Annotated in this window: 25 protein-coding genes; 2 read left to right on the top strand and 23 right to left on the bottom strand. The window is 27.1% G+C overall.

Annotated elements, in window-relative coordinates:
- Positions 1–57 precede the first annotated feature (57 nt).
- From trmB to ACRC28_RS12790, 20 genes are all read right to left on the bottom strand, one after another.
- The gene (gene trmB, locus ACRC28_RS12885) at positions 58–720 is read right to left on the bottom strand and encodes a tRNA (guanosine(46)-N7)-methyltransferase TrmB (protein WP_438543855.1); all 663 of its coding nucleotides are present in this window, start codon (positions 718–720) and stop codon (positions 58–60) included.
- A 70-nt stretch (positions 721–790) separates the two neighbouring features.
- Entirely contained in the window at positions 791–1,591 is an 801-nt protein-coding gene (locus tag ACRC28_RS12880; RefSeq protein WP_438543854.1) for a putative ABC transporter permease, read from the bottom strand.
- A 196-nt stretch (positions 1,592–1,787) separates the two neighbouring features.
- Positions 1,788–2,636, bottom strand: coding sequence for a DegV family protein (locus ACRC28_RS12875; RefSeq protein ID WP_438543853.1), 849 nt, complete (start codon positions 2,634–2,636; stop codon positions 1,788–1,790).
- A 181-nt stretch (positions 2,637–2,817) separates the two neighbouring features.
- Positions 2,818–3,957 carry a hypothetical protein gene (locus ACRC28_RS12870; RefSeq protein ID WP_438543852.1) on the bottom strand — a complete coding sequence of 380 codons (1,140 nt, stop codon included), beginning with the start codon at positions 3,955–3,957 and terminating at the stop codon, positions 2,818–2,820.
- A 4-nt stretch (positions 3,958–3,961) separates the two neighbouring features.
- Positions 3,962–4,543, bottom strand: a complete 582-nt coding sequence (locus tag ACRC28_RS12865) for a PilW family protein (RefSeq protein ID WP_438543851.1) — start codon at positions 4,541–4,543, stop codon at positions 3,962–3,964.
- Position 4,544: 1 nt separating this feature from the next.
- Positions 4,545–5,066, bottom strand: a complete 522-nt coding sequence (locus ACRC28_RS12860) for a prepilin-type N-terminal cleavage/methylation domain-containing protein (RefSeq protein ID WP_438543850.1) — start codon at positions 5,064–5,066, stop codon at positions 4,545–4,547.
- On the bottom strand, positions 5,059–5,646 hold the full coding sequence (pilO, locus tag ACRC28_RS12855) for a type 4a pilus biogenesis protein PilO (protein WP_438543849.1): 588 nt from the start codon (positions 5,644–5,646) through the stop codon (positions 5,059–5,061). The genes ACRC28_RS12860 and pilO overlap by 8 nt, the downstream gene beginning before the upstream one ends.
- The gene (locus ACRC28_RS12850) at positions 5,636–6,178 is read right to left on the bottom strand and encodes a PilN domain-containing protein (protein WP_438543848.1); all 543 of its coding nucleotides are present in this window, start codon (positions 6,176–6,178) and stop codon (positions 5,636–5,638) included. Before ACRC28_RS12850 ends, pilO begins: the two co-directional genes overlap by 11 nt.
- A 2-nt stretch (positions 6,179–6,180) precedes the next feature.
- Complete coding sequence (gene pilM / locus ACRC28_RS12845) at positions 6,181–7,212, bottom strand: pilus assembly protein PilM (RefSeq protein WP_438543847.1); 1,032 nt, start codon at positions 7,210–7,212, stop codon at positions 6,181–6,183.
- 16 nt (positions 7,213–7,228) lie between these two features.
- Complete coding sequence (locus ACRC28_RS12840; protein ID WP_438543846.1) at positions 7,229–7,999, bottom strand: prepilin peptidase; 771 nt, start codon at positions 7,997–7,999, stop codon at positions 7,229–7,231.
- A 65-nt stretch (positions 8,000–8,064) separates the two neighbouring features.
- Positions 8,065–8,463, bottom strand: a complete 399-nt coding sequence (locus tag ACRC28_RS12835) for a prepilin-type N-terminal cleavage/methylation domain-containing protein (RefSeq protein ID WP_438543845.1) — start codon at positions 8,461–8,463, stop codon at positions 8,065–8,067.
- Positions 8,464–8,537: 74 nt separating this feature from the next.
- A complete protein-coding gene (locus tag ACRC28_RS12830) occupies positions 8,538–9,746 on the bottom strand; it encodes a type II secretion system F family protein (protein ID WP_438543844.1) in 1,209 nt (402 codons plus the stop codon).
- Positions 9,747–9,753: 7 nt separating this feature from the next.
- Positions 9,754–11,418 carry a GspE/PulE family protein gene (locus ACRC28_RS12825; protein ID WP_438543843.1) on the bottom strand — a complete coding sequence of 555 codons (1,665 nt, stop codon included), beginning with the start codon at positions 11,416–11,418 and terminating at the stop codon, positions 9,754–9,756.
- 267 nt (positions 11,419–11,685) lie between these two features.
- Positions 11,686–12,558 carry a methionyl aminopeptidase gene (locus ACRC28_RS12820; RefSeq protein WP_438543842.1) on the bottom strand — a complete coding sequence of 291 codons (873 nt, stop codon included), beginning with the start codon at positions 12,556–12,558 and terminating at the stop codon, positions 11,686–11,688.
- Between the two features lie 108 nt (positions 12,559–12,666).
- Positions 12,667–13,134, bottom strand: a complete 468-nt coding sequence (locus ACRC28_RS12815) for a cupin domain-containing protein (protein ID WP_438543841.1) — start codon at positions 13,132–13,134, stop codon at positions 12,667–12,669.
- 268 nt (positions 13,135–13,402) lie between these two features.
- Positions 13,403–14,581: a Wadjet anti-phage system protein JetD domain-containing protein gene (locus ACRC28_RS12810; RefSeq protein WP_438543840.1), complete on the bottom strand. Its 1,179-nt coding sequence runs from the start codon at positions 14,579–14,581 to the stop codon at positions 13,403–13,405.
- Positions 14,571–17,813, bottom strand: a complete 3,243-nt coding sequence (locus ACRC28_RS12805; RefSeq protein ID WP_438543839.1) for an ATP-binding protein — start codon at positions 17,811–17,813, stop codon at positions 14,571–14,573. Before ACRC28_RS12805 ends, ACRC28_RS12810 begins: the two co-directional genes overlap by 11 nt.
- Positions 17,791–18,396, bottom strand: a complete 606-nt coding sequence (locus ACRC28_RS12800; RefSeq protein WP_438543838.1) for a DUF4194 domain-containing protein — start codon at positions 18,394–18,396, stop codon at positions 17,791–17,793. The genes ACRC28_RS12805 and ACRC28_RS12800 overlap by 23 nt, the downstream gene beginning before the upstream one ends.
- Positions 18,386–19,795, bottom strand: coding sequence for a Wadjet anti-phage system protein JetA family protein (locus ACRC28_RS12795; RefSeq protein WP_438543837.1), 1,410 nt, complete (start codon positions 19,793–19,795; stop codon positions 18,386–18,388). The genes ACRC28_RS12800 and ACRC28_RS12795 overlap by 11 nt, the downstream gene beginning before the upstream one ends.
- A 530-nt stretch (positions 19,796–20,325) precedes the next feature.
- Positions 20,326–20,592 carry a WYL domain-containing protein gene (locus ACRC28_RS12790; protein ID WP_438543882.1) on the bottom strand — a complete coding sequence of 89 codons (267 nt, stop codon included), beginning with the start codon at positions 20,590–20,592 and terminating at the stop codon, positions 20,326–20,328.
- A gap of 48 nt (positions 20,593–20,640) precedes the next feature.
- On the opposite strand from ACRC28_RS12790, the gene ACRC28_RS12785 reads away from it, so the two are divergent.
- Positions 20,641–20,874, top strand: coding sequence for a hypothetical protein (locus ACRC28_RS12785; protein WP_438543836.1), 234 nt, complete (start codon positions 20,641–20,643; stop codon positions 20,872–20,874).
- Between the two features lie 275 nt (positions 20,875–21,149).
- On the opposite strand, the gene ACRC28_RS12780 is transcribed toward ACRC28_RS12785, so the two are convergent.
- The 3 genes from ACRC28_RS12780 to ACRC28_RS12770 form a co-directional block, all read right to left on the bottom strand.
- Positions 21,150–21,626: a hypothetical protein gene (locus ACRC28_RS12780; protein ID WP_438543835.1), complete on the bottom strand. Its 477-nt coding sequence runs from the start codon at positions 21,624–21,626 to the stop codon at positions 21,150–21,152.
- 24 nt (positions 21,627–21,650) lie between these two features.
- Complete coding sequence (locus tag ACRC28_RS12775; protein WP_438543834.1) at positions 21,651–22,655, bottom strand: hypothetical protein; 1,005 nt, start codon at positions 22,653–22,655, stop codon at positions 21,651–21,653.
- 220 nt (positions 22,656–22,875) lie between these two features.
- Positions 22,876–25,662, bottom strand: a complete 2,787-nt coding sequence (locus ACRC28_RS12770; protein WP_438543833.1) for a helicase-related protein — start codon at positions 25,660–25,662, stop codon at positions 22,876–22,878.
- A 334-nt stretch (positions 25,663–25,996) separates the two neighbouring features.
- Between ACRC28_RS12770 and ACRC28_RS12765 the strand changes: the two genes are divergently transcribed.
- On the top strand, positions 25,997–26,331 hold a 335-nt coding region (locus ACRC28_RS12765; RefSeq protein WP_438543832.1), incomplete at its 3' end, for a cation:dicarboxylate symporter family transporter.

The following is a 26,331-nucleotide window of genomic DNA, read 5'->3' as shown; positions in this document are numbered from 1 at the left end:
ATGATTTTTTATTTGTAAACAAAAAAGTGACTCCCTTTAATAAGGAAATCACTTCTTTTATTTGTTCTTTGCTATAAGAAATTTTGTTTTTATACCTTGCTCTGTAAACATTTTTTCATGCTCTGTTTTTACATTATACTCAAATCCACTATTATGTAAATCTCTAGTTATATATTCTATTTCTAAATTTGCTTCATTAAAATATTCTAATGATTCTTCAAAAAGGTCTGAATCATCAGTTTTAAACCAAATTTCTCCTTCTTTAACTAAAAACTCTTTATAATGATTAAGTTGTCTTGTATGTGTTAATCTTCTTTTTTTATGTCTTTCTTTAGGCCATGGATTACAGAAATTTATATAAATTCTATCTACTTTATCTTTTTCATCTAACATTTCATCAATTAAAGCAATTTCTTTTGCTAAAATTTTCACGTTATCAATATCTCCTGCTTCTTTTTTAGCAAATTCTTCTTCGATACTTCTTTTTGCTAAAACTAAAACCTCATCTTTTATATCTACAGCAATATAATTTATATCCTTATTGTTTGATGCATGCTTTGCTACAAATCCACCTTTTCCGCATCCTAGCTCTAAATAAAGTTTATTTTCTTTATTTTTAAAACTCTCTCTCCATTTTCCTTTTAGCTCATTTGGATTTATTACAAAAAATTCACAAGCTTCAAGTTCCGGTCTTGCCCATGGTTTCTTTCTTAATCTCATAAGTTTCACTCCGTATTTCAAAAATTTCAATACCTATTATACAGTTTTCTCTCTAATTTAACAAGATACCTTATTTCTTTCTTCCCCAATACTCAAACAAGTTCAACTTAATATCTTTAAAAGATTTCCCATATTTTATGGATTTTACATTTGGAAATGCTCTTAAAATTCTTTTTTGAACTGCTGAATTCTCTTTTAAATCTTTTATTTTACTATAGAACTCCTCTATCTTTCCCTTTACATCCTTGCCATCTTTCTTTTCTTTTAATTTATAAAAACTCTTCTTAAATTCACTTTCATTAAATTTCTCAATAGTTACTTCTAACAATTTAAATTCATCTTTAATCACACATAATCTCTCTAAAACATTTTTCATATTTATAAGAGATAATAATGTAATTACAAAATCAACTACAAATATTAAAGTTAATGCTATTACTAAATAAATTCCATATTCTATTTTAGCCACTTCTACAAACTCTTTAATAAATGGTTGTATAAACTTAACTAAAACCACAGAACCTAATCCAAATAATACCGAGTTCAAAAGACATATACGCCCTTTGTAATTAAATTTATAAGTAGAATAATCCCACCATTTTAAATTAAACATTTTTTCTAACGCAACTGCTGTTATGTATTCCACTATGGTTGTCACTACTACTGCTACTAAAAATAATACTACTATATTATTTTTGAATCCACTAAGCCCCCATACTACACAGATAGACCCAACTCCATAAACAGGACAAACAGGTCCATTTAAAAATCCTCTATTTACCCAAACTTTATCAATAATTGCACAGTAAATGCATTCAACTATCCATCCAATAAAACTATATATCGTAAAATATAAAATAAACTCTTCCACTCCACATCCCCCAATTTCCAATTAATAATTAAAAATTAAGAATTATAACTTTTAATCTTTAATTATTTCCATTTATTTGTAATTGTATCATATTTTTATGTGCTTTTGTGATATTTCTTATGTTTCTAATAATATCATCTTTTTTCACTATGTGTGTCTGTTACTTAATAATTTTAAAAGCACCAAAAGAGAATGCTTACGCATTCTCTTCTAATATACATATTCCAAGTGCTCCTGGACCCGTATGTATTCCCATTGCTGCACCAATTTGTTCTAATGATATGTTTGTTATATTTTCACTATCTTTAACCTTTTCTAATAATTCTTCTGCCTCTTCATCAGCTGCTCCACTTAATATCCAAACTCTGCACTTTCCTTTTTCTAAGTACTCATTTAAAATATCTCTTATTTTAGAAATAGCTTTTTTTCTTCCACGAGTTTTGGTATAAGTGTATAATTCTCCATCTTCATCAGATGATATAACCGGCTTTAAGTTTAATATTTCTCCTATAGTTCCAGCTACTTTACCTATTCTTCCACCTTTTTTTAAGTACTCTAATGTATCAAATGTTATAAATCCGTGCACTCTTTTCTTTATATCTTCAAATCCATCTACTATTTCTTCTGGAGTTTTTCCTTCTTTTAAAAGTCTGTCTACTTCTAATACTATAACTCCTTCTGGATATCCTAGTGTCTTTGTATCTAAATAATGGAATTTTAATTTTGATTTTTCTTCACAAACTAATCTTACACTATTTAACGTTCCAGAAAGTTTTGTTGATACACATACAACCATTACATCTGTATAACCATCTTCAATAAGCTTGTCTAATACCTTCTCTGTGTTATCTAAGTCTGGTAATGATGTTTTTGGTATCTCATTTTTTAAATTTGCATACAATTCGTTAGATGTAATAGTTATTTTATCTAACACCTCTTTGTCTTTATATATAATTCTAATTGGTAACATATTTATATTATGTTCCTTTATTGTTTCTAATGATAAATCACAACTGCTATCCGTTAATATTGCTATCTTTCTCAAAATTAAAACCCCCTCGTCTTTCATTAACTAAATGATAACATAATGTTCATACTTTATCAATATTATTTTTATATTTTTTATTTTATTTTTTTAATTTTATTTAATTTAACATAAAAATAGATGTAAAAAAGTATATAAAAAGACGTGATTTAAAAAAATCACGTCTTTTTATATACTTTTGTTATTTAGTTATTTTTAATAATATTGAATCTAATTCATCATTAATTTTAAAATACCCCTCATCATAAAAACTTGAATAATTAAAATTTATTCCATCATCACTTATTAGACTTGAATTTTTAAGATACATAGGTGCTTTGTTTAATGTTATTTTTCCAGTGCTATACATAAATATACTTTTTCTCATAGCTAAAAACTGATAAAAAATACGTGTCCATACATTTCCATTTATATTTATATCTCCATTGTTTATAAGAGCATATCCATTTTGAACCTTTACTAATATCCCAATGTAATTTTTTAAATTTATCTTACCTAAATCATTTTTATCTATTCTTACTACGGTTCCTGTTTTATTAAATAAAATCATATCAGTTCTATTTAAACTTTCCTCATAATAATCTAAATTATCTTTTGACCATGAAAATTTAAACCATCCTATAATAGGTTCTCCACCTTGATTTAAGTTAAGAGTTCCCTTTCCTAATGCTAAATCTAAGCCTTTTATTTTAGGTACATTTTCTAAATTTCCTACATTATCTATCGAATAATCATTTCCACCTAAATTATTCCACGCCATATTATTTAAATATGCACTATTGTATCCATTTGCAGCCTTTATATTAGCATATGTATTGTTTAAATAAAATTTCGTATCTATCTCATACCAACTAGAGTAACCTAGTATGTTTACACCATTAGAGAAAGTTGTTAATGATGAATTATTTTTTATAAAATTATTTACCTTTCTTATAATTTTATCTCCCTTAAATGTTAATGCTAGACTTCCAGTCATACTGTAGCTTACATTTTCATAAACTGTGCTACCTGTTATTTTATACACTTCATTTTGAAGCTTTTCTATTACCACATTTCCAGTAGTCCCAAACATATTATAATTCAAGCTTTTTACTGTTCCTACCGCCTCTTCTTTATACTCTTTATTATTTTTAAGTATATTGTTTTCACCAAAGCTTATCTCTGACTTTAAAATTGCATTTGCATTTGATTTATTATACAAATTAACATCTATCTTTTGGCTATTCATAACAAAATACATTATCCCAGTTCCAACTATTAATAAGACTGTACTTATCATTAACACCCATATTAAGGCTATTCCCTCTTTTTTCTTTTTCATTTTATCACCTATTGCTATTTTCTATAACCGCATAGTTTTGATTTAAATTATCTAATTGAAATATAAAATTAAACTCTTCTTCCATTCCATTATCATTAATAAAACCATTTAAGCTTAAAAGTTTATCTTCTAAAAGATAATTATATTTTACATTTTCTAAATTTGTAGCCACCTTTACCTTACTACTGTAAGATAAAAGTTTTTGATGTCCGTCCTTACTTGTTTCAATACTTCCATTTAAAAATTCATATATTACTGTTTTATTAGCTTCTTTTTCTTCACCTAAATAAAAATTTTCATTTTTACTATTTACTCCACTAACATATAAAATAGCATTTTTACCATTTTCTGAATCTACATATCCATTAGTTGGATTCTCTATAGTTGATACACTATTTTTTTGAGAAAATATATTTTGGAGTTTTTCATAATTTTGAACATAATTATTTTGAAGCTCTGTTTTTAATTTTGTCTTATTATTTACCGTATTTGCACTAAAATATAAACTAAATACAACTGATAGAATAACTGTAGTTATTGCAAGTGCTGCCATTGTTTCTACTAGGGTAAAACCTTTCTTTTTCATTCTATTGTTCTCCCCCCTGTAAGTTTATACATTGTATTAATAGACTTAAATTATCTAACCTTCCATTCTTCTTTGCATATTCTATTGGATTGTTTGACCTTTTTGTATAAGCTTTTCCTTCTTTTAATGTGTATAATTTTATATTTACCTCATAATAATTTTTTTCTTTTTCTACAGTATTCAAAGCTAGTATATAATTTATTTTTCCATTTGTATTATTAAAAAATCTAGTTTCTCCATTCATATTTCTATTTAAAACATTTACTAAACTTAAAAGATTGCTTCCTTGTATAACTATATTTTTATTTAATAAATTTTCCTCAAAATAGTTTGAATTTCTTTCTGCATATAAGAAATTTTCAATACCTTGTATAGTAGTAGCCTTTTTTATAGTTTGAAAGTTTTCATTTGAGACATTGTTTCCTGTCATAATATAAGTGTATACTCCTAAAAGTAATATACTTAAGATAGCAAGTGCTGCCATTGTTTCTACCAATGTAAATCCACGTTTCTTACTACTCATTTTCATTCCCTTTTGTATTAAGTGCAAAATAATTTAAACTAATATCTCCACTATAATCCTTCACGCCTTTATTTATATTTACTTCCTTTACCTGTAGCTTTCTATTATTTTCCTCTAACAACTTAACAAATTCTAAAATATTTTCATAGTTTCCTGAAACGCTTATATTTGCTCCATATATATTTAAACTACCATCTTCACTTTTTCCATCCTTTGTAAATGAAGTTTTTATCATTTTCACACCACTACCCTTTTCCATATTAATAATGCTATTTAGCAATGTGACTTGCTCTTCACTTTTGGGTACTTCATTTTTTAAATTTGCCAACTTTTCATTTGCATAATAAATATCTTTTGCCACTTTATCACTTTTCCCACTTTTAACTAATAAGCTATCTTTCTGCATTTCTAAATTTTTAATATTTTTTTCTGCATTAATTCTACCTTTTTCTATTGGGCTTAATGCTCCTATATAAAAAATCAAAAATAAAAATAACACTACACTTATAGTTAATATTATTTTTTCTCTTAATGATAAATCTATTAAATAGGTTATATAACCCCTTCTCTTAGTTTTCATCATTTCCTCCACTTAAACTAATAGTAAAGTTATATTCATTACTATTATCTTTTCCCTTAGTTACATTTATAAGATTTAATTCTACATTCTTATATAATTTATTCTGCTTTAAATTTTGCATAAATACAGATATAAGATTTTCTTCCTTTGTTGTTCCTTCTATATTTATAATACCTTTATTAAATAAAACATTCTTCATCTCTATGCCTTCTACATCTGCTTCATTTATTCCATTTAAATATTTATAACTATCAAAACTCTTTATACTATTTTCTAAAGTTTTTATTTTTTCATTTTTTTCATTTAAGCTACTGTTTAAATTACTATTTAAATCTCCTGTATCTAAATTATTTACTTCTGTTTGTATAGTAGCTTCTGTATTTTTTATTTTATGTAGCTTTAAAGCTTCATTTGCTGTGTATATACAAAGTATGACTGCAACTACTATTATTATTGATGATAATATTATTATATCTTTATTTTTTTCTTCCCTTTTTAAACCTTTAGGATTTAAATTAATGCTTTTCTTCATACTTATCTCCTTAGTAATAATCCATAAAGTGAAAGATATTTAAACTCCTCTTCATTTTGAAGTCTAACTTTCATTCCTAAATCCATTGGACTTTCAATATATCTTACCTTTATACTTAAATACTCCTCTACATACTTACATATCTTTTCTTCTAATTTCACCTTTGAAAATACTAATATCTCAGCTATATTATTACTTCCTCTTCCTGCATTATAAAATCTCATTGTTTTTGAAACTAAATCTAGAAAGTTATTTATAAGTTCTAAAATTCTTGGATTATTTTCTTTTAACTTCTTTAAATACTCATCTTCCTTCCCAATCTTTTTTAAAAACATTTCATAATCTATATTTTCATATTCTAATATACCTTTAAGTTCTTTTAGTATATTATTAATTCCAAAAGGAATAGTTCTCTCAAGCTTTAAAATACCATTGTTCGCAATAGATATATTACTAAAATTATTACCTAAATAAAGCATTGTAATATTTCTATTATCATAATTTACATTACTATTTATTAAAATCTTATTTAATGTGTTTGTTAAAACATCTATTTTATCTACTTCTTTTCCTAGGCTTTCTGCTACCTCTACTAAAAGGTCAATCTTTTTCCTTGAACATCCTACAATTAATACTTCACATTTTACTATTTTCCCATAATCATTCTTTATTTCTCTTATAACTTCATAATCTAAATAATATTCTTCTCTATTTTCTATAAGCTCATCTATCTCAAATTGTATATTTTTATGAAACTGGTTATTTTTCATATAAGGAACTTCTATATTTCTTGTTATTATATCTCCTCCAAAAACTACAAATGAAATATATTTTAAATTTATATTATGCTTTCCAAAATACAAATTTAAAATATCAACTATCCCTTCTACATTTTTAATATATCCTTCAACACATAGCCCTTCTTTTAATTCTACGCTTCCCTCAAAATCTATTTTTTCTTTATTTCCAACTAAAATATCTATAGCTTTTTCCTGAATTTCCAAAACTATATTCTTTCGTTCCCTAAACAACATTTAAAATTTACCTCCTTTAAAATAAAGCTAAATACCACCCTAATAGAATATTTCCATACATTAAACTTATAAAAGTTCCTATGGCTATAAATGGAACAAACGGAATCCTTTTACCTCTAATTCCCTTTAAAATATATCCCATACTAAAAATCCCACCAAGTATTATTGAAATAAATATACTTACTAAAACCTTTTCTGGTGTCATATATAAGGATATCATTATAAATATCTCTAAATCACCAAGACCAAACCCATCAAACCTTTTACTAATAATATAAATAACTCCAATTATAAAAATAGGAATTCCTATTGATATTAATATATTTAATATATTATTTCCTTCATACATGCTAATAAATGAAAAAATTATTCCTCCCACTATTCCAACTAAAGAAACCTTAAAGTATACTTCTTTAGTTTTAAAATCTATAGCCCCTGAGATTATTATTATAGACATTAAAAACATATATTTTATTGTTTCTAAACTAAATCCAAACCTTAGAAATATTAAAAGATAAGTTATACCAGTCACTAATTCAATTAATGGATACTGAACACTTATCTTTCTTTTACATTTCATACACTTTCCTCTTAAAAATATCCAACTAAATATTGGAACAAGTTCATACCCCTTTAAAGTTCTATTGCAACTAGTACAATGTGACCTTCCCTTTACTATTCCTTCTTCTATTGGAATTCTGTATATGCATACGTTAAAAAAACTTCCAAATATTGATCCTATGAAAAATACAAATATATCCGAAATCAAATATATATTTTGAATCATAATTTTTCTCCTTAAAAATATAGCCCTAGAAAAGATATAATATCTTTTCTAAGAGCTTTTAAACTTTAACGTGGTGATATTCCTGTTGGTACTACTACAGATCCATCTTGATTAAACTTCACGCTATCTTTACTTTCATTCATAATTGCTGATAATTGAGTCATTGTATAAGTTCCTGGAATAACTGTATCATTTGGTGCTTTTGTAAATAATTTTGCTGGTACCTTTGATACTTGTAAGCTATCAAATTGAGTTTTATCTGTAACTCCTTGTAATGATCCATCTGTATATGCTGCTGTTGCTGCATTATAGATAGTTGCTGCTTCTGTTTGTGCTGCTACTGATTTAGCATTATCAATGTATTTTATTACATTTGGTACTGCTATTGCTGCAAGAACTGCAAGTATTGCAATTACTGCTATAAGTTCAACTAATGTGAACCCTTTTTTCTTTTTGTTTTTCATTTCTATTTTCTCCTTTGTGTGTATCTTTATTTATCAAAAGATATGAAATCTTTTAATTTCAGTTATTATTTATATTAATTTCCTATTGCATTATACATAGAAAATATAGGCAACATAATTGAAACAATAATAAATCCTATTAGTAATGATAGTATTATTATCATTATTGGCTCTATAAGCTTTGTTAATCTATCTAACTTAAAGTTTGCTTCTATCTCATAATAAGCAGTTGATTTTCTTAAAATCTTATCTAATGAACCAGATTTTTCGCCAACCTTTATAGTTTTTATCATCATACTCGGTAAAATATTATAAAATTCTAATGCTTCCCCAATAGTTCCACCTTTATTTATAATCTCTCTTCCTTCTAATAATTTTTCTTTAAAATAAGTATTTCCTATAACATTTGCAGTTACTTCAAAGCATCTTATTACACTTACACCTCCACCAAATAAGGCTCCAAAAGTTCTTGAAAACCTTGCTGTTAAAAGAAGTGTTGTTATCTTACCAAAAAATCTTGATTTTAAAATATATTTATCTCTCATATATTTATACTTATATGATTTATTTAAAATTAATTTTTTAAATAAAATTAATATTACAATTGCAATAATTATAATTAGACAATTATTTTCTATAAATCCACTTATACTGATAACTATTTTTGTTGGAAGAGGAAGATTTCCTTTTGCTTCTATTAAATTAGATACAAGCATTGGCACTATATATACTGCTAAAAATCCTACCACTATAAGTGAGAAAAAAATTAAAAACTTAGGATATAATACTGCATTTTTTACTTTTTTATTTTGTTCAAATTGCTTTGTATAATAATCCCCAAGTTCCTCCATAATGTCATCTAAATTTCCTGTTTCTTCACCTACACTTACCATACTCCATAAAAGATTTGGGATTTCCTTATGTTTTTTTAAAGCTTCTGATAAAAGCTTTCCACCTTTTACATCAACATAAACTGCTTCCATAATAATGCCCAGCTTTTTAGAGCCTCCTCCATCTTTCACCATTTCAAGTGTTTCTAAAATGCTTACACCAGCTTTTAATGAAAAAGACATCTCTCTACATACATTTGCATAATTTGAATCTTCAACTTTCTTTAGTTCACCTAAATCTATATTTAATCCCTTAGATTCTCTATATACATTTGTTACATAATATCCTTTATTTTTCAGACTTCTTCTTAGCTCTATCTCATTTTCAGCTTTTATCTTTCCTTTTATCTTTTTTCCATCTAAACTTTTTGCTTCATACTTAAATAAAATCATCTTTTATCTATCCTTTTATTAAAGTTGCACTTAAAACTTCACTTAAACTTGTTTTTCCTTCTTTAACTAATCTACATCCACTTTGGAACAAAGTTTTAAATCCCTTTTCCTTTGCATTATTAAAAATAGTATTACTATCCTTTTTCAAGTTTATAAGCTCCTTTATTTCTTCATCTATTTCTAAAATCTCAAATAAAGCACTTCGCCCTCTATAGCCTGTTCCATTACATTTTAAACATCCTTTAGGCTCATATATTTTTATATCTTCAAAGTCTGATGCTTTTAAAATCTTTCTTTCAGCCTCTGTTATATTATGTGAACTCTTACATTCATCACAAAGATTCCTAACGAGCCTTTGACTTATAACTCCTCCTAATGAAGCTCCTATAAGATATTCGCTTATTCCCATGTCCATCAAACGAACAATTACTCCTATAGAATCATTAGTATGAAGTGTACTTAAAACTAAGTGCCCTGTTATAGCAGCTCTTATTGCCATAATTGCTGCATCACTTTCTCTAAGTTCTCCTACCATAATTACATCTGGACTTTGCCTTAAAATAGCTTTTAGTCCTGCTTCAAAGCTTAAATTTGCTTTTTTATTTACATTTACTTGAACAAGTCCATCTAATGTATACTCAACAGGATCTTCAATAGTTATAATATTTTTTTCTTCAATATCCATATCACTTAAAATCGAATATAAAGTTGATGTTTTTCCACTTCCTGTAGGCCCTGTAACTAAGACCATTCCATAAGGATTATTAACTATTCTTTTTACTTTTTTTAATTCATCTTCTCTAAGCCCTAAATTATTTATATTTAAATCAAAAGCTTTTTTATCTAAAATCCTTATTACTATATTTTCACCGTTTATAGATGGCAATATTGATACCCTTAAATCAATTTCTCTATTATCAATGTTTATTACTATCTTTCCATCCTGAGGCACTCTTTTTTCCGCTATATCCATACCACCTAGAAGTTTTATCCTTGTTATCATTGAATTAAATGGCTCTTTTGGAGCTTCAAATTGTTTTTTAAGTCGTCCATCTATTCTATATCTAATTATTATTTTATTTTTTTGCGGCTCTATATGTATATCACTTGCTTTATTTCTAACTGCATTTTCTATAATAGTATCAATAAGCTTTATTGCTGGTGATTTTTCTTCTTTTTCTAAGGATTCCTCAAATATCTTTTCTTTTTCCTTAGACTCCATTTTAAGAGCTGCATCCTCCATATATTTTTTAGAATAATACTTTGATATTGCTTCTCTTATCTCTCTTTTAGGTGCTATTCTTATATCTAACTTATAACCAGTTGAAATAGATACATCTTCCTCTGCAAAAATGTTTAACGGGTCTGCCATTGCAAGAACAAGTTTTTCACCTTCGAATTTAATTGGTATAACATCATACTTTTTAGCTAAAGATTCACTTATGCTAAATACAGCCTCCACATCAAATTCTATATTTTCTAAATAAGCTCTACTTATTCCAAGTTGAACTTCTAATATTTTCAATAAAGTATCTTCTTCTATCAAATTTCTTGCTACAAAAATTTCACCTAATCTCTTACCAGTTTCCTTTTGATACTTTATAGCCTCTTCTACATCTTTTTCACTTATGTACCCAAGTTCAACTAATAAATCACCTAGTCTTTTTTTCATCCTCATCTCTTATCACCACTTAAAAATAAAATTTTACCAAAGCCCATTATACGCTAAGTTTTTGTCTTAAATTTACTTTTCAAAATAAATTGCCAATTTATTTACAATCTATTAATTTATTGTACTGTTAATTGAATTTTACTAAATAAATACTACTGTCTATCACTAAAATATATAATATTTATATATTTTGGTGTTCAGGTTTAGTTTACTCTTTATTTTTCAAATAAAAAAACTCGCCTAAGCGAGTTTAAATATATTTTTAAATTACCAAGCAAGTATTTCTACTCCTGTTTCTGTTACTAATACAGTATGTTCCCATTGAGCTGAAAGAGAACCATCTTCAGTAAGTGCTGTCCAATCATTATCTGCATCTACAAACACTTCAAATCCACCTTCATTTATCATAGGCTCTATTGTAAATATCATTCCTGGAACTAAAACCATTCCCTCACCTTTATTTCCTATGTGAGCTACAAATGGATCTTCATGGAATTTAAGTCCTACTCCATGTCCTCCAAAATCTCTTACAACAGTGTATCCATTTTCATGAGCATAGCTTCCTACAGCTTCACCAATATCACCTAAGAATCCCCAAGGTTTTACTGCTTCCACTCCTCTTTTTAAACACTCCCTTGCTACATCAACTAACTTTTGAGCTTCATCAGTAGTTTTACCACCAACAACATACATTCTTGATGCATCTGAGAAATATCCATCCTTTATAGTAGAAACATCTACATTTACTATATCTCCATCTTTAAGAATAACATTATCTTCTGGGATACCATGACATACCTCATCATTTATAGATACACATACACTTTTAGGAAAACCATCATAATTAAGTGGTGCTGGAATAGCTCCATGAGACGTTGTATAATCATACACTATCTTATCAATATCATTCGTAGACATCCCTGCTTTAATATTTTCTGAAACTAAATCAAGTACACCATTATTTATCGTAGCACTCTTCTTAATCATTTCAATTTGTTCTTTATTCTTAACTAAATTACGGTCTGGCATAATGCATCCACTTCTTTTCATGAACTCATACTTTTCATCAAATTCCATGTGACATTTCTTATATTTCTTTCCGCTTCCACACCAGCAATCATCATTTCTATTTATCTTCATTAAATTTCTTCCTCTTTTCTTAAAATCATTCTCTACTCATTATATTCTTAAACTTAAATTTTTTCAAAGATTTTAAAAATTAGTTTACTATAAATCATCCAATCTATCCTAAGTTAATTTTTCTATTATCTCTTTGTGCTCTGGATACATTTCTAAAAGTTCCTTTCTTTCAAACAACTTAAAATCCTCAAAAGTAAATGCAGGTGCAACCATGCATCCAACTAAAGAAAACCCTTCCTTGTTCATAGCAGAACCAAAAATATATCCCTTAGGCACTAGCACCTGTGGACTCTCACCTTTTTCAATATCAAGCCCCAACTGTTTAGTTATAAGTTCACCACTTGGTGAAATCATATAAATAGTTAATGCCTCACCATCATGGTAATACCACATTTCATCAGCAGTTAATCTATGAAAATGAGATACCTCACCTGTTCTTAAAAGAAAATATATACTGCTATATAACTTTTTATCTTCATTAAAATTATCCTCAGATAAAACAGTTTCCTTATAATATCCTCCCTCAACATGTGCAATCATCTCTAGTTTTTCTATATAATAATTTGAATCCTTCATCCTTTGCCTCCTATTTAAAACATTTTACCTATATTATCTCACATATAAGTAAAACCTCAATATTCTTTTATTTATTATAGCTTATTTTATAAATAAAATTACTTATAATATGCTTCACCACACCGCAAGTAAAAAAGCTTAGACTTTCACATATACAATATAATTAATATTATTTCAAATTTGCTCTTTCATGAAGTTACATTTCTCGGATGCATACTTTCACAGCATAGTATCTACCTATGCTGGGCGTACAATAATCCAGCTCTAACTAAAATACAATCTCCTGCTCTAATTTTATATTATTCTCAATCATAAACTGAAGCACCTCATGATATTCTTTAAAGTTTTCATCCCTAAGCATTTTTTCTATTTCCTTCTTGTCATAAAGTTTTAACTCGTTGCCATAATCAATATTATTCATTAATATATCAATATCCATATTAAGAGGAATAAATGGTATGCCTGTTTTTCTTCTAAGATGATTTAAAATCTTAAAGCCACCAACATCAATATCACCACAATGATAATATTCTATTTCCCTATTAATCTCATAAATTTTTAGTAATAATTTTTGTCTTACAGTATTATGGTAACCTCCAAGATAAATTGTTCCATTAGCCTCTTTATAATTATTAAAAGATGTTAAATTTTCAATAGTTACTAATTTATTTGATCTTACCTTTATTCCCTTAATGTTTTCAATATCTTCAGAACTTAATGCAATACCACCTTTAAAGTCTAATACATCTATAGTAGAATTCTCCATTTTCATTTCTATATCACCTTTAAAATGAACATAGGTATAGTTTTTTAAAATATTATATTCTTCTATAGTCCATTCCTTTGAAAAGTCTCCAATTATTTTAATGACTTTTCCTTCTATAGCTTCATATCTTTTAGAATTTCCATAAACTCTTATAGAAAATGTTCTCCTAAAGATTTCATAATTTTGCGCTAAGACCTCTTTAACACCCTTTATAATATCTTTACATTCATTTAAATCATCTATATCAAGGTATTTTTTAATTGACTTATTACTTTCTATCATTTCAAAGGCGAATTTTGAAAACTCTCCAAGACAATCTTCCCTTTTAACATTTTCCTGTAAAAGCTCTAATACCTTTCCTTCTTTATTTTTCTTTTCTTTCCTACCTAAATATTTATATATTGACGGAGTATTTTCTTCTCTTAACTCCACTTTTAAAATATTATGATTACTAAACCCTTTGCCCCAATGTATTTTTATAAAATCTTCATTTTCTAATTGCTCACAGGATATATCAACCTCTTTTTTCTTAGTAGCATCATATTCATCATAATAATCACTTATATTATTTTCACTAAACTGAAAATATATCTTTCTATTTGATGCTCCATCCGCTTTGTACCCTTGACTATTTTCATACTTATCTAGAAGCTTACCAAGTATTAATTTCTTATAGTTCATCCTGTTTCAACTCCTCTATCACACTAAACTTTCCAACTTTCATTGCTAATAATGTTGTATTAACATATGGTGCAATTGCCTCTATCTTTTGTGGCGGTGATGCTATTATTACTTGTAGTTCTAGATTTTTAAAGAATTCCATCATAGCAACTATTCTTGCATCATCCATTTTGTCAAAGGCTTCATCAAAGAGTATTAAACCAATAGTTTCTCTGCCTGTTGACGACTTATATAATTGTAAAAATGATGCAGCTATTACAACATAGTAAGGAGTTTGTGTTTCTCCCCCACTTTTTTCTCTACTTACCTTTGAAAATAATGCATGGGATCCATCCCTATAATTTATCTTTATATCATAGTCCATGTAATTTCTATAATCAGTAAATTTTCTAAGTTCTGCTTCACTATTACCATCATCTAAAGTTAACTTTTCAAATAACTCATCTAAAAGTTCCTTATATTTTGACTGATACATTTCAGTAAATAGATTAAATCCATCTGCTATATTTTCTTCATCCATAACCATATCGTGATATTTATTTAACTCATTACTCTTGCTTATTTTAAATTCATAGGCCTCATTTCCAAAGAAGATGCCTTTAAGCCCCCTGTCTAACTCTTTAAATTCAGCCTTTGCACTATCTATATTCGCCTTAAGCTTTGCTATAAAATGATGCTTAAACTCTTCTTCTGCATTTCTTTTTGCATCCTTTACTTTTTCTTCATATTCTATTACCTTACTTTTTTCTAAATCATCTAAGGCTGCTAAGAATTTATTTATACCACCTACGCCTATTTCTGCGCCTAGGGAATATGCATTGTTATACTCCCTCATTTTATCCTTTAAATCTTCTTCTGTATTTTTAATCCTTGTAACAGTACCTGCTCTAGTATTATTAAAATTATAAATAATATCTCCTAAGCTTTTAGCTGCTCTTTCCTTACCTAATTTTTCTTCTCCCTCAATGGCTAGCTCTTCTATTTCTTCTTTGTATTTATGACTTTGAATTCTTTTTGCTTTAATAGAACTTTCAATATCATTTATATCTCTTTCCACTATACTGATATTTGTACCGATTTCAACTCTAGAGTCGTTTAACTTTCTTAACTTATCAGCATAATTTTTTAGTTCTTTATCTATCTCATCTATCTTTAGTTTAAGCTCCATGAAACTTGAATTTTTAATAAACTCTTTTCTTTCCGCTTCCTTCTTTTCTAAATCAATCTTGTTTTCATAAAGCTTTTTTAGTATTCCTTGCTTATCCTTTAAACTTTCTATTTTAAGCCCGCTTAAAGCATTGATATAACCTTCTACACCACTTATTTCATTGTTTTTACCCTTTAATTTTCCTGTTAATATTTCATAATTATTTTCTTCTGATTCAAGCTGCACCTTGTAGGCCTCAGATCCTATATATGGTGTACCATGAATTTTAGGATCTATTGCTCTTGCTACATTATTTTTATATACCATGCAAGTTGGTGTTATTGATGTTTTATAGTTTTTTAATTCCTCAACATTCTCACATCTAATTACCTTACCTAATATAAAGTTAATAAACCTCTTGGCCTCCTTACTCTTTGATATAACAATATCTGCTAAGGAGTTTTCTTCACATTTATCATACTTTTCAAGACCTGCTACATTTATTATTCCTACATTATATATGTTGCTTTTCTTTCTATATCTTTCATATATCCTTAAAACTCTATCGAACTCATTTTTCTCAACTAAAAAGTAAAACCTTTGGGTATTTAAGTAACCTTCAATTGCATTAGTCCATATAGGATCTGTTATTTCTAGAATCTCACAAATTATTTTAGGATTTATTTTTTTGCCATTCTTTTGACTTTCTTCTATTATAATTTCCTTTAACTCCCTAACCCCTTGAGGATATTGTAGATTTCTTTTCTTTAATTCATTGATTTTTGTTTTACTTTCATCTAACTGATACTTTAATTCTTTTTGCTCTAATAATAAAGTTGCTTTTTTCTCCCTTAAATCTTCATCTTTCCTATTTGTGTAACTTTCCATTTCATTTGATTTAACTACAAACTCATCTAAATTTTCGTGTGTTAAATTTCTTAAAGCCTCAAAATACTTCTTATAAACTCCGTCCTCATCATAATTGATCCCTAGTAATTTAAAATTATTTTTTTGAGCTTCTAAAAGTTTTTTAAAATCATCTTTCTCCCTAACTAGCTCTTTATGTTTCTCTTTTAATTCATTTATTTTGACCTCTAATCCCATTACTGATTGATAATCTCCGTCAGATTTTAAGTCTACTACTATATTCGATTTAAGTTCTTCTTTATCACCTTTGGATTTTTCTACTTTATAGAATTTTTCCTCTACAGTTTTAAGTTTTAATCTATGCTTTTCTAGATTTTTTTTAAAATTGTCTAAATCAAATAATAGCTTCTCTTCTTCAGATCTCAAAATAATATATCCTTGTAACTTTTCATTTTTTATATGGTTTTGATATTGATTATACAAATCTTTCATATCTTCTAATTTAGAAATCTTTAATTTAACCTCTTCTAATAATTCCTCAAACTCCCTATACGTTCTTATATTTTGGCGTAAATCATCTATATTAACTTCTTTTTCATCTAATATATAAGAATATACAAACTCCTTTACATTTCCTATAGGTTTAAACGCTAATGCCTTTGGTAATAACTCAAAGAACTTTTTATTAAAATTCCCTAATCTATTTGTAAAGTCTTCCTTTGCCTGTGTTGGATTGTTAAAACTTTGAATTTTCAAATCTCTTCCATATACTTTGAATTTAAAAATATCTTTTGGAGTATTATTCTTTTCTAAAAACTCTATACCATCTATTTTTTGCCCTTCTATTCTATAAAAAAATGATTTTGATGAAGTTTCTGAAGCAGAATCAATAACTACTCCCATAACCGAATACTCTCTTTTTCTTTCCTCATAAAATTCTAACGCTACATGGGTAGTTACATTTCCTGTTCTTTCAAAGGCTTTTTCTTCCTTACCTGTTTTATACCTAACATATCCCTCTAGGTTTCTTTTCGATGAATCATTTGCAGCTTTATTAAAGTTCCTTTTATCACAAGTTAAAACATATTGAATTGCATCTAATATAGTTGATTTTCCTGCACCATTTTCTCCTGAAAGCATTACTGAATTATGTATATGAATTGTTTCATTTTGAAATGCATGCCAATTTACAAGCCTAAGCCCCGTCAACTTCTTCATTATCTTCACCAGCCTTTCCATTATAGCTTTGTAGCCTTTCATATATAGTATCTATATTCCCGCTTCTTACTACCATTTGAATTGTAGGATAAATAATTACTCTTGCATCACCGGCTGTAACGTCTCTATCAAGAGTTTCTATAATATTAAATTTCTTTAGTCTTTGTAAGGTATTTCTAAGCTGTGTTTTATCCATTTGTTTATCTCTGAACCCTAATGCTATAAACTTATTGTGAAGCTCATCAACCTCTATTAATACATGTTTACTTAATGTAATCTCTTCCATTTTTTCTTGATAAAGTATTCTAAATATCAACAAGGTAATACTTTCAATAAGATTAAAATTCAACTTGTTTGTTCCAAATTTATTTATTAAATGAGCAACCTTTAATGTCTTATTTACTTCAATCTCAAACCCTAAAATTTCCAAATATTCATTTATAGCTTCCGTATTATTTTCTATAAAATAGTAATCCTTTTTATTGTTTTCCTTATGTTTTGTAATTAAAGAATGGCTTAAAAGTATATTGCATACTCTTTTAAATTCCTCTTTTTCCCTAGAATTCAGTTCCTCAACTCTCACTTTTATTCCTCCAAATCTCAAAATCCCTATATGAATACCCACTTTTACAAACTACTGTATCTTTTCTTTCTATATTGTATTTTGTAAAGCTACTATTTCCATAGATCCTTATATAAATTAGCTTCACATATTCCTCTATTGTATTTATTTTTATTTCACTAGCATTTATTTTTTCTCTATTGCCTAAGATTTCATTTACTATTTCATTAATCTTTTTAGGAGAATACCTTTTTTCTTGATTTTTCTTAAACTCCCTCAGCCTATTCCCCCTATCTTCCTCTGAAATATTAGACACTTCTAAACTCTCTGGCTTAAATGATTTCTTTCCTTCAGCCATTACATATAGTGAAGTTTCATCACAATACCCAAATGTATCTATTGTAAAAATATCACTTAACTCTTCTAAGTAGTCCCCTGACAAATTAAGTTCAAGCTCCTTATACTTTAAGCATGTATATTCTAATATATTTTTAAGAAGCCCCACTGTATCCTTTGAATTATTAAGTAGGAATTTTGCCCTAGTTACAGATGCTCTAATATATTTTGAATTTTTAGCATCAATTTCAGCAATAATATCATCCATATCATTAAATGCATTTATAACTTTAGTTATTATATTGCATACCTCTTCCCTTGCCTCTTCTTCTTTTACTTCCTCATCCTCATTTTTATAAAAGATTGCTGCTTCCATCAAAAACTCCTTATTATTTAATAGACCTTGTAGTGATTCTATAATTCTTGGACGATATCTAGATACATTTTCTGAAGTTTTTAGTCTATGATATGCCTTATCTAAAATATCCTGTGTGTATCTCCCAAATAGTTCTTCTAGTATATCCTCTGGTGTCATTTTTTTTGTTATGTTATCCATATACTTTTTTATATTAGCATTAAGAGTTTTTAAAGCACTCATTATACCTCTTGTATTTTCATGAACCTGTTTTATTATTATCCCTGCATTTTGCTTTTCTTTTGTGGTAAGTAGGGTATAAATAGTAATTATATTACCTTGATACTCTAGCTTTTCTTTTTGTATTATCTTTAATAGAGCCTCTATTACAGTTATTGAATAATCATTGAAGTTTATTATCTTTTTATAATCGCTAGTTGTTTCAGTATAAATCCAACTATACTCCTCTAACTTTCTAATTAATATGTTTGCTTTGTCTCTATTGCTATTCCCCTGCTCCTCATCTTCTGTTTCTAAATCTATTGAATCTGAGTATAAATAGTCTTCTATCTCTGATATGAATATCTCTTTTTCTGCTCCATAGGACAATCCACTTTCTACAAGACTATATAGTAAGGATATAATTTTTATGTAAACCTTTTTATTTTTACTAGCTAGGGGAATAAAAAACTGTTCTGGTATACTGCTAAATATATCTATGTCTTTCACTAATATTTCTCCTATAATATGTTTATTTGTATTTATTATAACATTTTATTTAATATTTTACATTTTTCTTTACTGGAAATATGTTTTTATTTTTATGATATGCAATTTGAGTATATAAAGGATTTTTGCACCGAAAATATATTATATTTATAAGACTTTTATAATCATTCCTATTGTTAGTTTGACCTTTTTACTTTTCTTCTGTACCATTATCCATATTTCTAGTATTTATATTAATTCTAAAATACCTTCTAATAGCAACTGTGCTTTAACTATAGAAAATCCAATTTTACTATATTAAGAAAGATATATTTTCTTATTAGAAATTATCAAAGTTCTAATATCCCCAAATTTAATTCCTTATCTTTATTCTTATTTATTTGCCTAAAATTTACTTACATTTACTATAATTAATAACATACTTAATATCATTATCTTAACTTAAAAATTCTAACATGGCTCCTTTGATTTTGATTCTCCAGATATACCCTTCTCCGTACCGTAACCTACGGAGCACGTTTTTTATATCACTATATATTATCTCTTGTACTTATAAATGATTTATTTTTTTCCTCATAAATATCCATTAACTTTTGTATACGACTAATAAGCTCCTTATCTATCCATCCACTTCTATCTAATGATTTTGCTTTAAATTCCCTATGTTCCAATGTTGATTCTAATACCCTAATATTTGAAATTCTTGATAATTTAAATACTCTAAAATCTTCTCTTAAAATACAATATCCTTGTAAATACCAATTATTATCTTTCAATATTAACTTATATGGCTCTATATGACGATTAGATTTATTTCTATTAGGACCATAGTATTCAAAAGATAAATGTATTTTACTACTATACTATCTAATTCTACTGAGCACATTAGATGTACTGGTGCCATTATTAGAAAAAGTGATTTAACAATTTTTTACTTAAAAGATGAATTCATAAATAAAATACCTGCTTATGAAATTACTATAAATGAAGTTGGAAATTATTTATCTCTTTATGAAATTCACTTTAATGAAGTTACCTTTACATTAAATTGTAATAAAAGTAAAATTTTAACTTTATAACACAACTAAATCCAAAGATATAGTAACTATCTTTGGATTATTTTATATTAGTTATAAAATACTACGCTTCACATTATACTCATTGCTTTCCTCTAATGCTTGAGACATTTTCCCACCCAAATACCCTCCTACACCACCTATTCCTACTACCCCTATGTTTTTCACTTTTACTCCTTCTCAAAATATGAATAGAATTTACATCATATAATTCATTCTCAATGTCCTAACATATAGTAATTTTCTTCACAGACCTATCCATCTTTTCTATAATATCATCAATGCCAGTTATATTCTTTTAACTTAATTACACCTATTCCTAATATTTCATTACATTTATTTTTTTCTTTTGCTTCTTTCAATATATTACACATATTTAAAAATTCATTTTCTCTATCATTAGGTATTTTTAAATCACAGTTATATGTTTCTAACATTTCTTCTTGAGTTACTATTTTGAACTCTCCATCTTTGTATATATTAAATAATAATTTATTACACTTTTCGTTATTAAACTTTTCCCACATTCCCTCTGAAGATATGAGAAATCCTCTTTCAAAGACAGATAACGTTGTATATCCCATTGACATTGCCTCATATAAATTTTTATTGTTGTAATTAAAGTCCTCTAGTTTATCTGATAAATATGATAGACAACAATCTCTATTTGATAAGTATGCAAAATATTTACCTTTAGCATTTCCATCAAAAGGATTCTCCCCACCTTCCTTAGGATAATTCGTAAAAATACCCATTTATACCTCCTCTAAATTTTAATTTTATCTTATACAGTTACAAGGAAACTTATTAGAAATATCTCTTGTTGCAGTTACTGATGCACCTTTTATAAATTTGCAGCTTGATGAATTATGATAGTATCTATTACCTGCTGCTACATAATATGTTTTTCCATTTGAACTTTGTGTATTATTCGAAGGCTTTTTATTTGCAGCTTCTTGCTGTTTTTTTAATTCTTCTTTTTCTCTCTTTTCTCTCTTTTCTCTCTCAATTCTTTCTCTTTCTGCTCGTTCTTTTTCCTGTTCAGCTCTTTTTCTTTGTTCTTCAAGTTTTCTTTCTTTTTCAAGCCTTTTTTTCTCTTCTTCTAATTTTCGTTCTTCCTCAAGTCTTCTTTTTTCTTCTTCAAGCTTTTTTTCTTTCTCAATCATCAAATCAAGATTATTGTTAATTTCTGTTAATCTTTCTTTTTGTTCTTCATCTATTTCTTTATCTAATAATTCATTAATTTTTGTTTTAGCTGAATCTAACATTTTCTCGTCCATTAACTTAGTTACTTCATCTATTTCTGTATCTATCTTTCCTTTATAAATTAACTTTTCTTCAATGTTTGCATTAAGAGTTTTTATGTCTTTTTCTATTTTATAATTCTCATAAGATGCATGAATTCCATTTAATCTTTCTTTTGCTATCTCATATCTTTTATTTTCAAAATCTTCTTTAGCTTCTATATAATGTTCTACCATATCACATAAAATTTTTGCTTCACTAACATCTATATCACTGTTAAGTTCTGGCTTTAAAAGTTCTAATACATTTTCATATTTTTGCTTATTTAAAAGCTTCTTAGCTTTTTTAATTTTTTTATTTAATTCCTTAATTCTTTTTTTCTTTTCTTTTTCTGCTTTTCTTTCTCTCACTTCTTCATTTTGCTCTGCTTGTACCTCTGCATTTGCTGTTGTTGTAGTTCCATTTGAATTTACTATTACTACTGCACTCCCCATTAAAAATATTGCTATTGCTAAATATTTTATAACCTTCTTTTTCATTCTTTTCCCCCTAGATAGTTCATTTTACAATTAGCTATAATAATATTTCATATAAAATATTAAATAGATTCTTGTATTTTTCTTTAGTTATTTTATTATAGCATGTTCTTAATTTTTCATTAACACTTTTTTAACTTTTTATTCAAATTTAATATAAAAAAATGGAAGCACTCAATCCATTTCAGATTTTCCTGCTTCCATTTTATTTTTACACTTTATTCTATTTTCTGTATTCTCTACTTCTTTTACTCTTATATCCTGAATTTTTTCTTCCGCCTTTAAATTTTGGTTTGTAACTATCTCCTCTAAAGAATATATGCTTTTCTTTACAAGGTCTGCATCTTTCACTTGGGTAGTCCCATGCTAGTTTTTTTCCGCAGTCTAAGCATACTCTTTCATGCTGTAAAAGGCTTGTTAATAATAATTCATTTATTTTATTTGCAGTATTTTCTTTTTCTTCGCTTATATATTTATTGTCTATAAATAATTTAAAGTTTTTTGCAAATGAATAATTAAGCTCTAATGACTTATAGTAGCTTTCTAGTTCATCTAGTTCTTTTTTTGCATTTACTATTTCTTTAAGTTTTGGTTTTTTTAAGTTTACTGCACCTTTGCTGTACATAATGCAGTATTCTTCCCATAGTACCATTACTTTTTTATTGTTTTCTTCAAATGGAATTGTTGCCATTTTTAGAAGGTCTTCTTTTGATGCATTAACTTTAAGTTCTTTTAATCTATTTAATAAGAATATTATTGTTGTAACGTCTGGCTTTTGGAAGTACCCTTTAGCTTTTGAAATACTCCACATCTTTAATGATTCTATTATATCTATATCTAATTCTAAAAGAGAGTCTGGAATTTCGATGTAGCATTTTTCTAATTTTTTTGTTCTTGATTTTAAGGCTGACCTTATTAAATCTTTGTCCGATACAGTTGCTACATACCCTTCTTCATAAATTCCTTTTCTTCCTGCTCTTCCTGCTATTTGTTTTATCTCTGGAATTCTTAATCTTCTTTGAGATATTCCATCAAATTTTCTTGTTTCTAAAAATACAATACGTTTTATAGGTAAGTTAACTCCCATTCCGATTGCATCAGTACAAACTATAACTTCACTTTCTCCATCTAAGAATCTTTCAAACTGTTTTTTTCTTGTTGAATATGGAAGTGAACCATATATAATACTTGTTTTTATATTGTTACTTAAAAGCTCTGCTGAAACTGCAAGTGCTTTCTTTTTACCAAAAACAACTAAGGCATCCCCTCTTTTAATATCCTTTTTAAGATTAAATTTATTTTCTTCAAATATTAAATCAGTATTTCTCTTATGCTTTATTATTTCATAAGTATCATTACAGTCTTTTATAAGCTTAATTACAATATCTTTTGCTTCTTCTGCCATACAGATATGAATTTCTTCTGAAAGAACTCCTATTATAGCTCTTGTCCAAGCCCAACCTCTTTGTTTGTCTCCAATCATTTGAGCTTCATCAATAACACAAATATCATAAGGAACCCCTAATTGAAGCTTTTCTATTGTAGATGAAACGTGTGAGGCATGATTTTTTACATCCTCTTCTTCTCCTGTTAATAATGAGCAACGTATATTTTCAGCATTTAACTTATCTTGGATTTCTAAAGCTAGTAATCTAAGTGGTGCTAGATACACTCCTGTTTCTGCATCCATAAGTCTTTGGATACTTGAATATGTTTTACCTGTATTAGTTTCTCCAACATGAAGATAAAAATGCCTTTTCATTTCTCTAGCTTCTTTATATTCATCTATTGGATTATCTAATATTATTTCTTTTAATTCATCTTTAACATTGCTTTTTACATATACATTTTCGGCCGTCCAAAGCAATCCCTTAACACAAATCCATATAGTACACTCTTCTTGCAGTTCCATATCTTCAAGAGTTGGCCCTTTAGGATTTTTTTCTAGATAATCCTTATATAATATATTTTCAATTATAGCTACTCTTTCAATCAATTCTTTTATCTTATATTCTTTCTCTCTAAATTCTTTATTTGCCCCTGTTAATTTGATACTTTTATAATAACCAAATATCATTTCTCTAGCTTCATTTAAGAATGTATTCATATGTTCTTTTCTTTTATAAACATTTGTATTAATAAGATTATCTATATATTTATCAAAAGAATTGACCACTTTAAGTTTTAATCTATTTATTCCTTTTGAAGACTTTGTAGCTTCCCTACAGTTTTCTGTCATAAGATCGATTAAATCTTTTTCTTCCTTACTGTTATCCCTCTCTACAACCTCTTGTAGATGTTTATTTTTATCTCCAAGTAAAGCACAGCCTTCTTGGTAAATATCTAATAAAAGTTTATTTTCAAGAGAAACTACCTTTTGATATGTTTCATTTCCCCATCTTGTTTTATAAGCATTTCCTACTTCAGTCCTTATTATCTCTTCTAAGCTTTTCTTTTTGTTTTCATCTAACTCCTTTAAATCTATATCAAGATAAACTTTTCCATCTCTTGAACGCTTATACCATCTAACACTATTAAAAAGAAATTCTTCATTATATCTGTTTTTAAACTCTTTATATAATTCTCCCTTTCTTTTTTCCATAGTTTTTTGAACTTTTTCACATAAAACTGTAGCTATATCCTTTGGAACATATTTATAATAAACATCTGAATCCTCTGTAATCTTAGCTGGAATATATTTAGATCTTCCTTTAGTATTTGAATATTCACTTTCATTTAACTCTTTTATATAATTTCCTTCCCAAGATAATTCATATAAAAAGTCTTTTACGTACATATAATCATAAACATCAAAAGCTCCATCTTCATTTAATGAAACTGTAGATTCTGGATTCTCTTTATCAAAATTAGAGTCATCAATTTTAACCTTTAAAACAGTATCTATATAAATTTTTATCTCTTTTATCATTTCAATAATAAATTCATTATCTATGTATTTATTTATATCATTTTTAACTTCTTTTCTTAATGTGCATTTCTCTTTGCTCATACTATCACTTCCTTTATTATTTCTAACTATACTATAATAATGATAATTTACAAAGTTTAAAAATGTTTTCTATGCAAATTTTAAACTCACTTGTTTTTATGTATCTATTTTTCGTATTTATTTACAGTTTATTATTTTTATTGACATTTCGTTAAAATTATTATATATTCTCACTAATAGGATACCTTTAAGATAGTTCAGAGAGACTATTAAGGCAAAACATATTTACCACACTATTATTATGTTGTATTTTACCTTAATGTCTATTTTTAAAGATATTAAGGTTTTTTTTATTTCGGTGTCCTATACACTAGGTATTTATTAGGGGGACATTATGAAAAAAAATAACACAAATTCATTGGCATTAAAAATGTCAATAAGCTTAGGACTTGGATTATTATTGGGAGGTATATTTATATTTTTAAGAGAGTATCTACTAAGTAATGACCAAGGCACATTATGGACAAGTATCAATAATACTTTATTTCAAGACATATCAAAACCAGAAGGTAAGAACGCTCTTGGTTTATTCTATATAATAGGACAATTATTTATTAATTCACTTCAATTAGTTATAGTTCCTATGGTCTTTACTTCAATAGCTTTAGCAATGTGTAAAATTACAGATACAAAAAAGCTTGGAAGAATCTCAAGTAAAACACTTTTAGG

This window comes from Clostridium sp., assembly GCF_051650885.1.
Taxonomy (GTDB): Bacteria; Bacillota; Clostridia; order Clostridiales; family Clostridiaceae; genus Clostridium.
This window is presented reverse-complemented; position numbering and strand designations above follow the sequence as displayed.

Bases quoted from the DNA above. Each gene is read 5' to 3' on its own strand.
- trmB (WP_438543855.1), bottom strand. From the start codon at position 720: ATGAGATTAAGAAAGAAACCATGGGCAAGACCGGAACTTGAAGCTTGT.
- ACRC28_RS12830 (WP_438543844.1), bottom strand. From the start codon at position 9,746: ATGATTTTATTTAAGTATGAAGCAAAAAGTTTAGATGGAAAAAAGATA.
- ACRC28_RS12835 (WP_438543845.1), bottom strand. From the start codon at position 8,463: ATGAAAAACAAAAAGAAAAAAGGGTTCACATTAGTTGAACTTATAGCA.
- ACRC28_RS12865 (WP_438543851.1), bottom strand. From the start codon at position 4,543: ATGAAAAAGAAAGGTTTTACCCTAGTAGAAACAATGGCAGCACTTGCA.
- ACRC28_RS12860 (WP_438543850.1), bottom strand. From the start codon at position 5,066: ATGAGTAGTAAGAAACGTGGATTTACATTGGTAGAAACAATGGCAGCA.
- pilO (WP_438543849.1), bottom strand. From the start codon at position 5,646: ATGAAAACTAAGAGAAGGGGTTATATAACCTATTTAATAGATTTATCA.
- ACRC28_RS12780 (WP_438543835.1), bottom strand. From the start codon at position 21,626: ATGGGTATTTTTACGAATTATCCTAAGGAAGGTGGGGAGAATCCTTTT.
- ACRC28_RS12805 (WP_438543839.1), bottom strand. From the start codon at position 17,813: ATGAAGAAGTTGACGGGGCTTAGGCTTGTAAATTGGCATGCATTTCAA.
- ACRC28_RS12810 (WP_438543840.1), bottom strand. From the start codon at position 14,581: ATGAACTATAAGAAATTAATACTTGGTAAGCTTCTAGATAAGTATGAA.
- ACRC28_RS12815 (WP_438543841.1), bottom strand. From the start codon at position 13,134: ATGAAGGATTCAAATTATTATATAGAAAAACTAGAGATGATTGCACAT.
- ACRC28_RS12785 (WP_438543836.1), top strand. From the start codon at position 20,641: ATGTATTTTACTACTATACTATCTAATTCTACTGAGCACATTAGATGT.
- ACRC28_RS12850 (WP_438543848.1), bottom strand. From the start codon at position 6,178: ATGAAGAAAAGCATTAATTTAAATCCTAAAGGTTTAAAAAGGGAAGAA.
- pilM (WP_438543847.1), bottom strand. From the start codon at position 7,212: ATGTTGTTTAGGGAACGAAAGAATATAGTTTTGGAAATTCAGGAAAAA.
- ACRC28_RS12820 (WP_438543842.1), bottom strand. From the start codon at position 12,558: ATGAAGATAAATAGAAATGATGATTGCTGGTGTGGAAGCGGAAAGAAA.
- ACRC28_RS12825 (WP_438543843.1), bottom strand. From the start codon at position 11,418: ATGAAAAAAAGACTAGGTGATTTATTAGTTGAACTTGGGTACATAAGT.
- ACRC28_RS12770 (WP_438543833.1), bottom strand. From the start codon at position 25,662: ATGAGCAAAGAGAAATGCACATTAAGAAAAGAAGTTAAAAATGATATA.
- ACRC28_RS12870 (WP_438543852.1), bottom strand. From the start codon at position 3,957: ATGAAAAAGAAAAAAGAGGGAATAGCCTTAATATGGGTGTTAATGATA.
- ACRC28_RS12775 (WP_438543834.1), bottom strand. From the start codon at position 22,655: ATGAAAAAGAAGGTTATAAAATATTTAGCAATAGCAATATTTTTAATG.
- ACRC28_RS12840 (WP_438543846.1), bottom strand. From the start codon at position 7,999: ATGATTCAAAATATATATTTGATTTCGGATATATTTGTATTTTTCATA.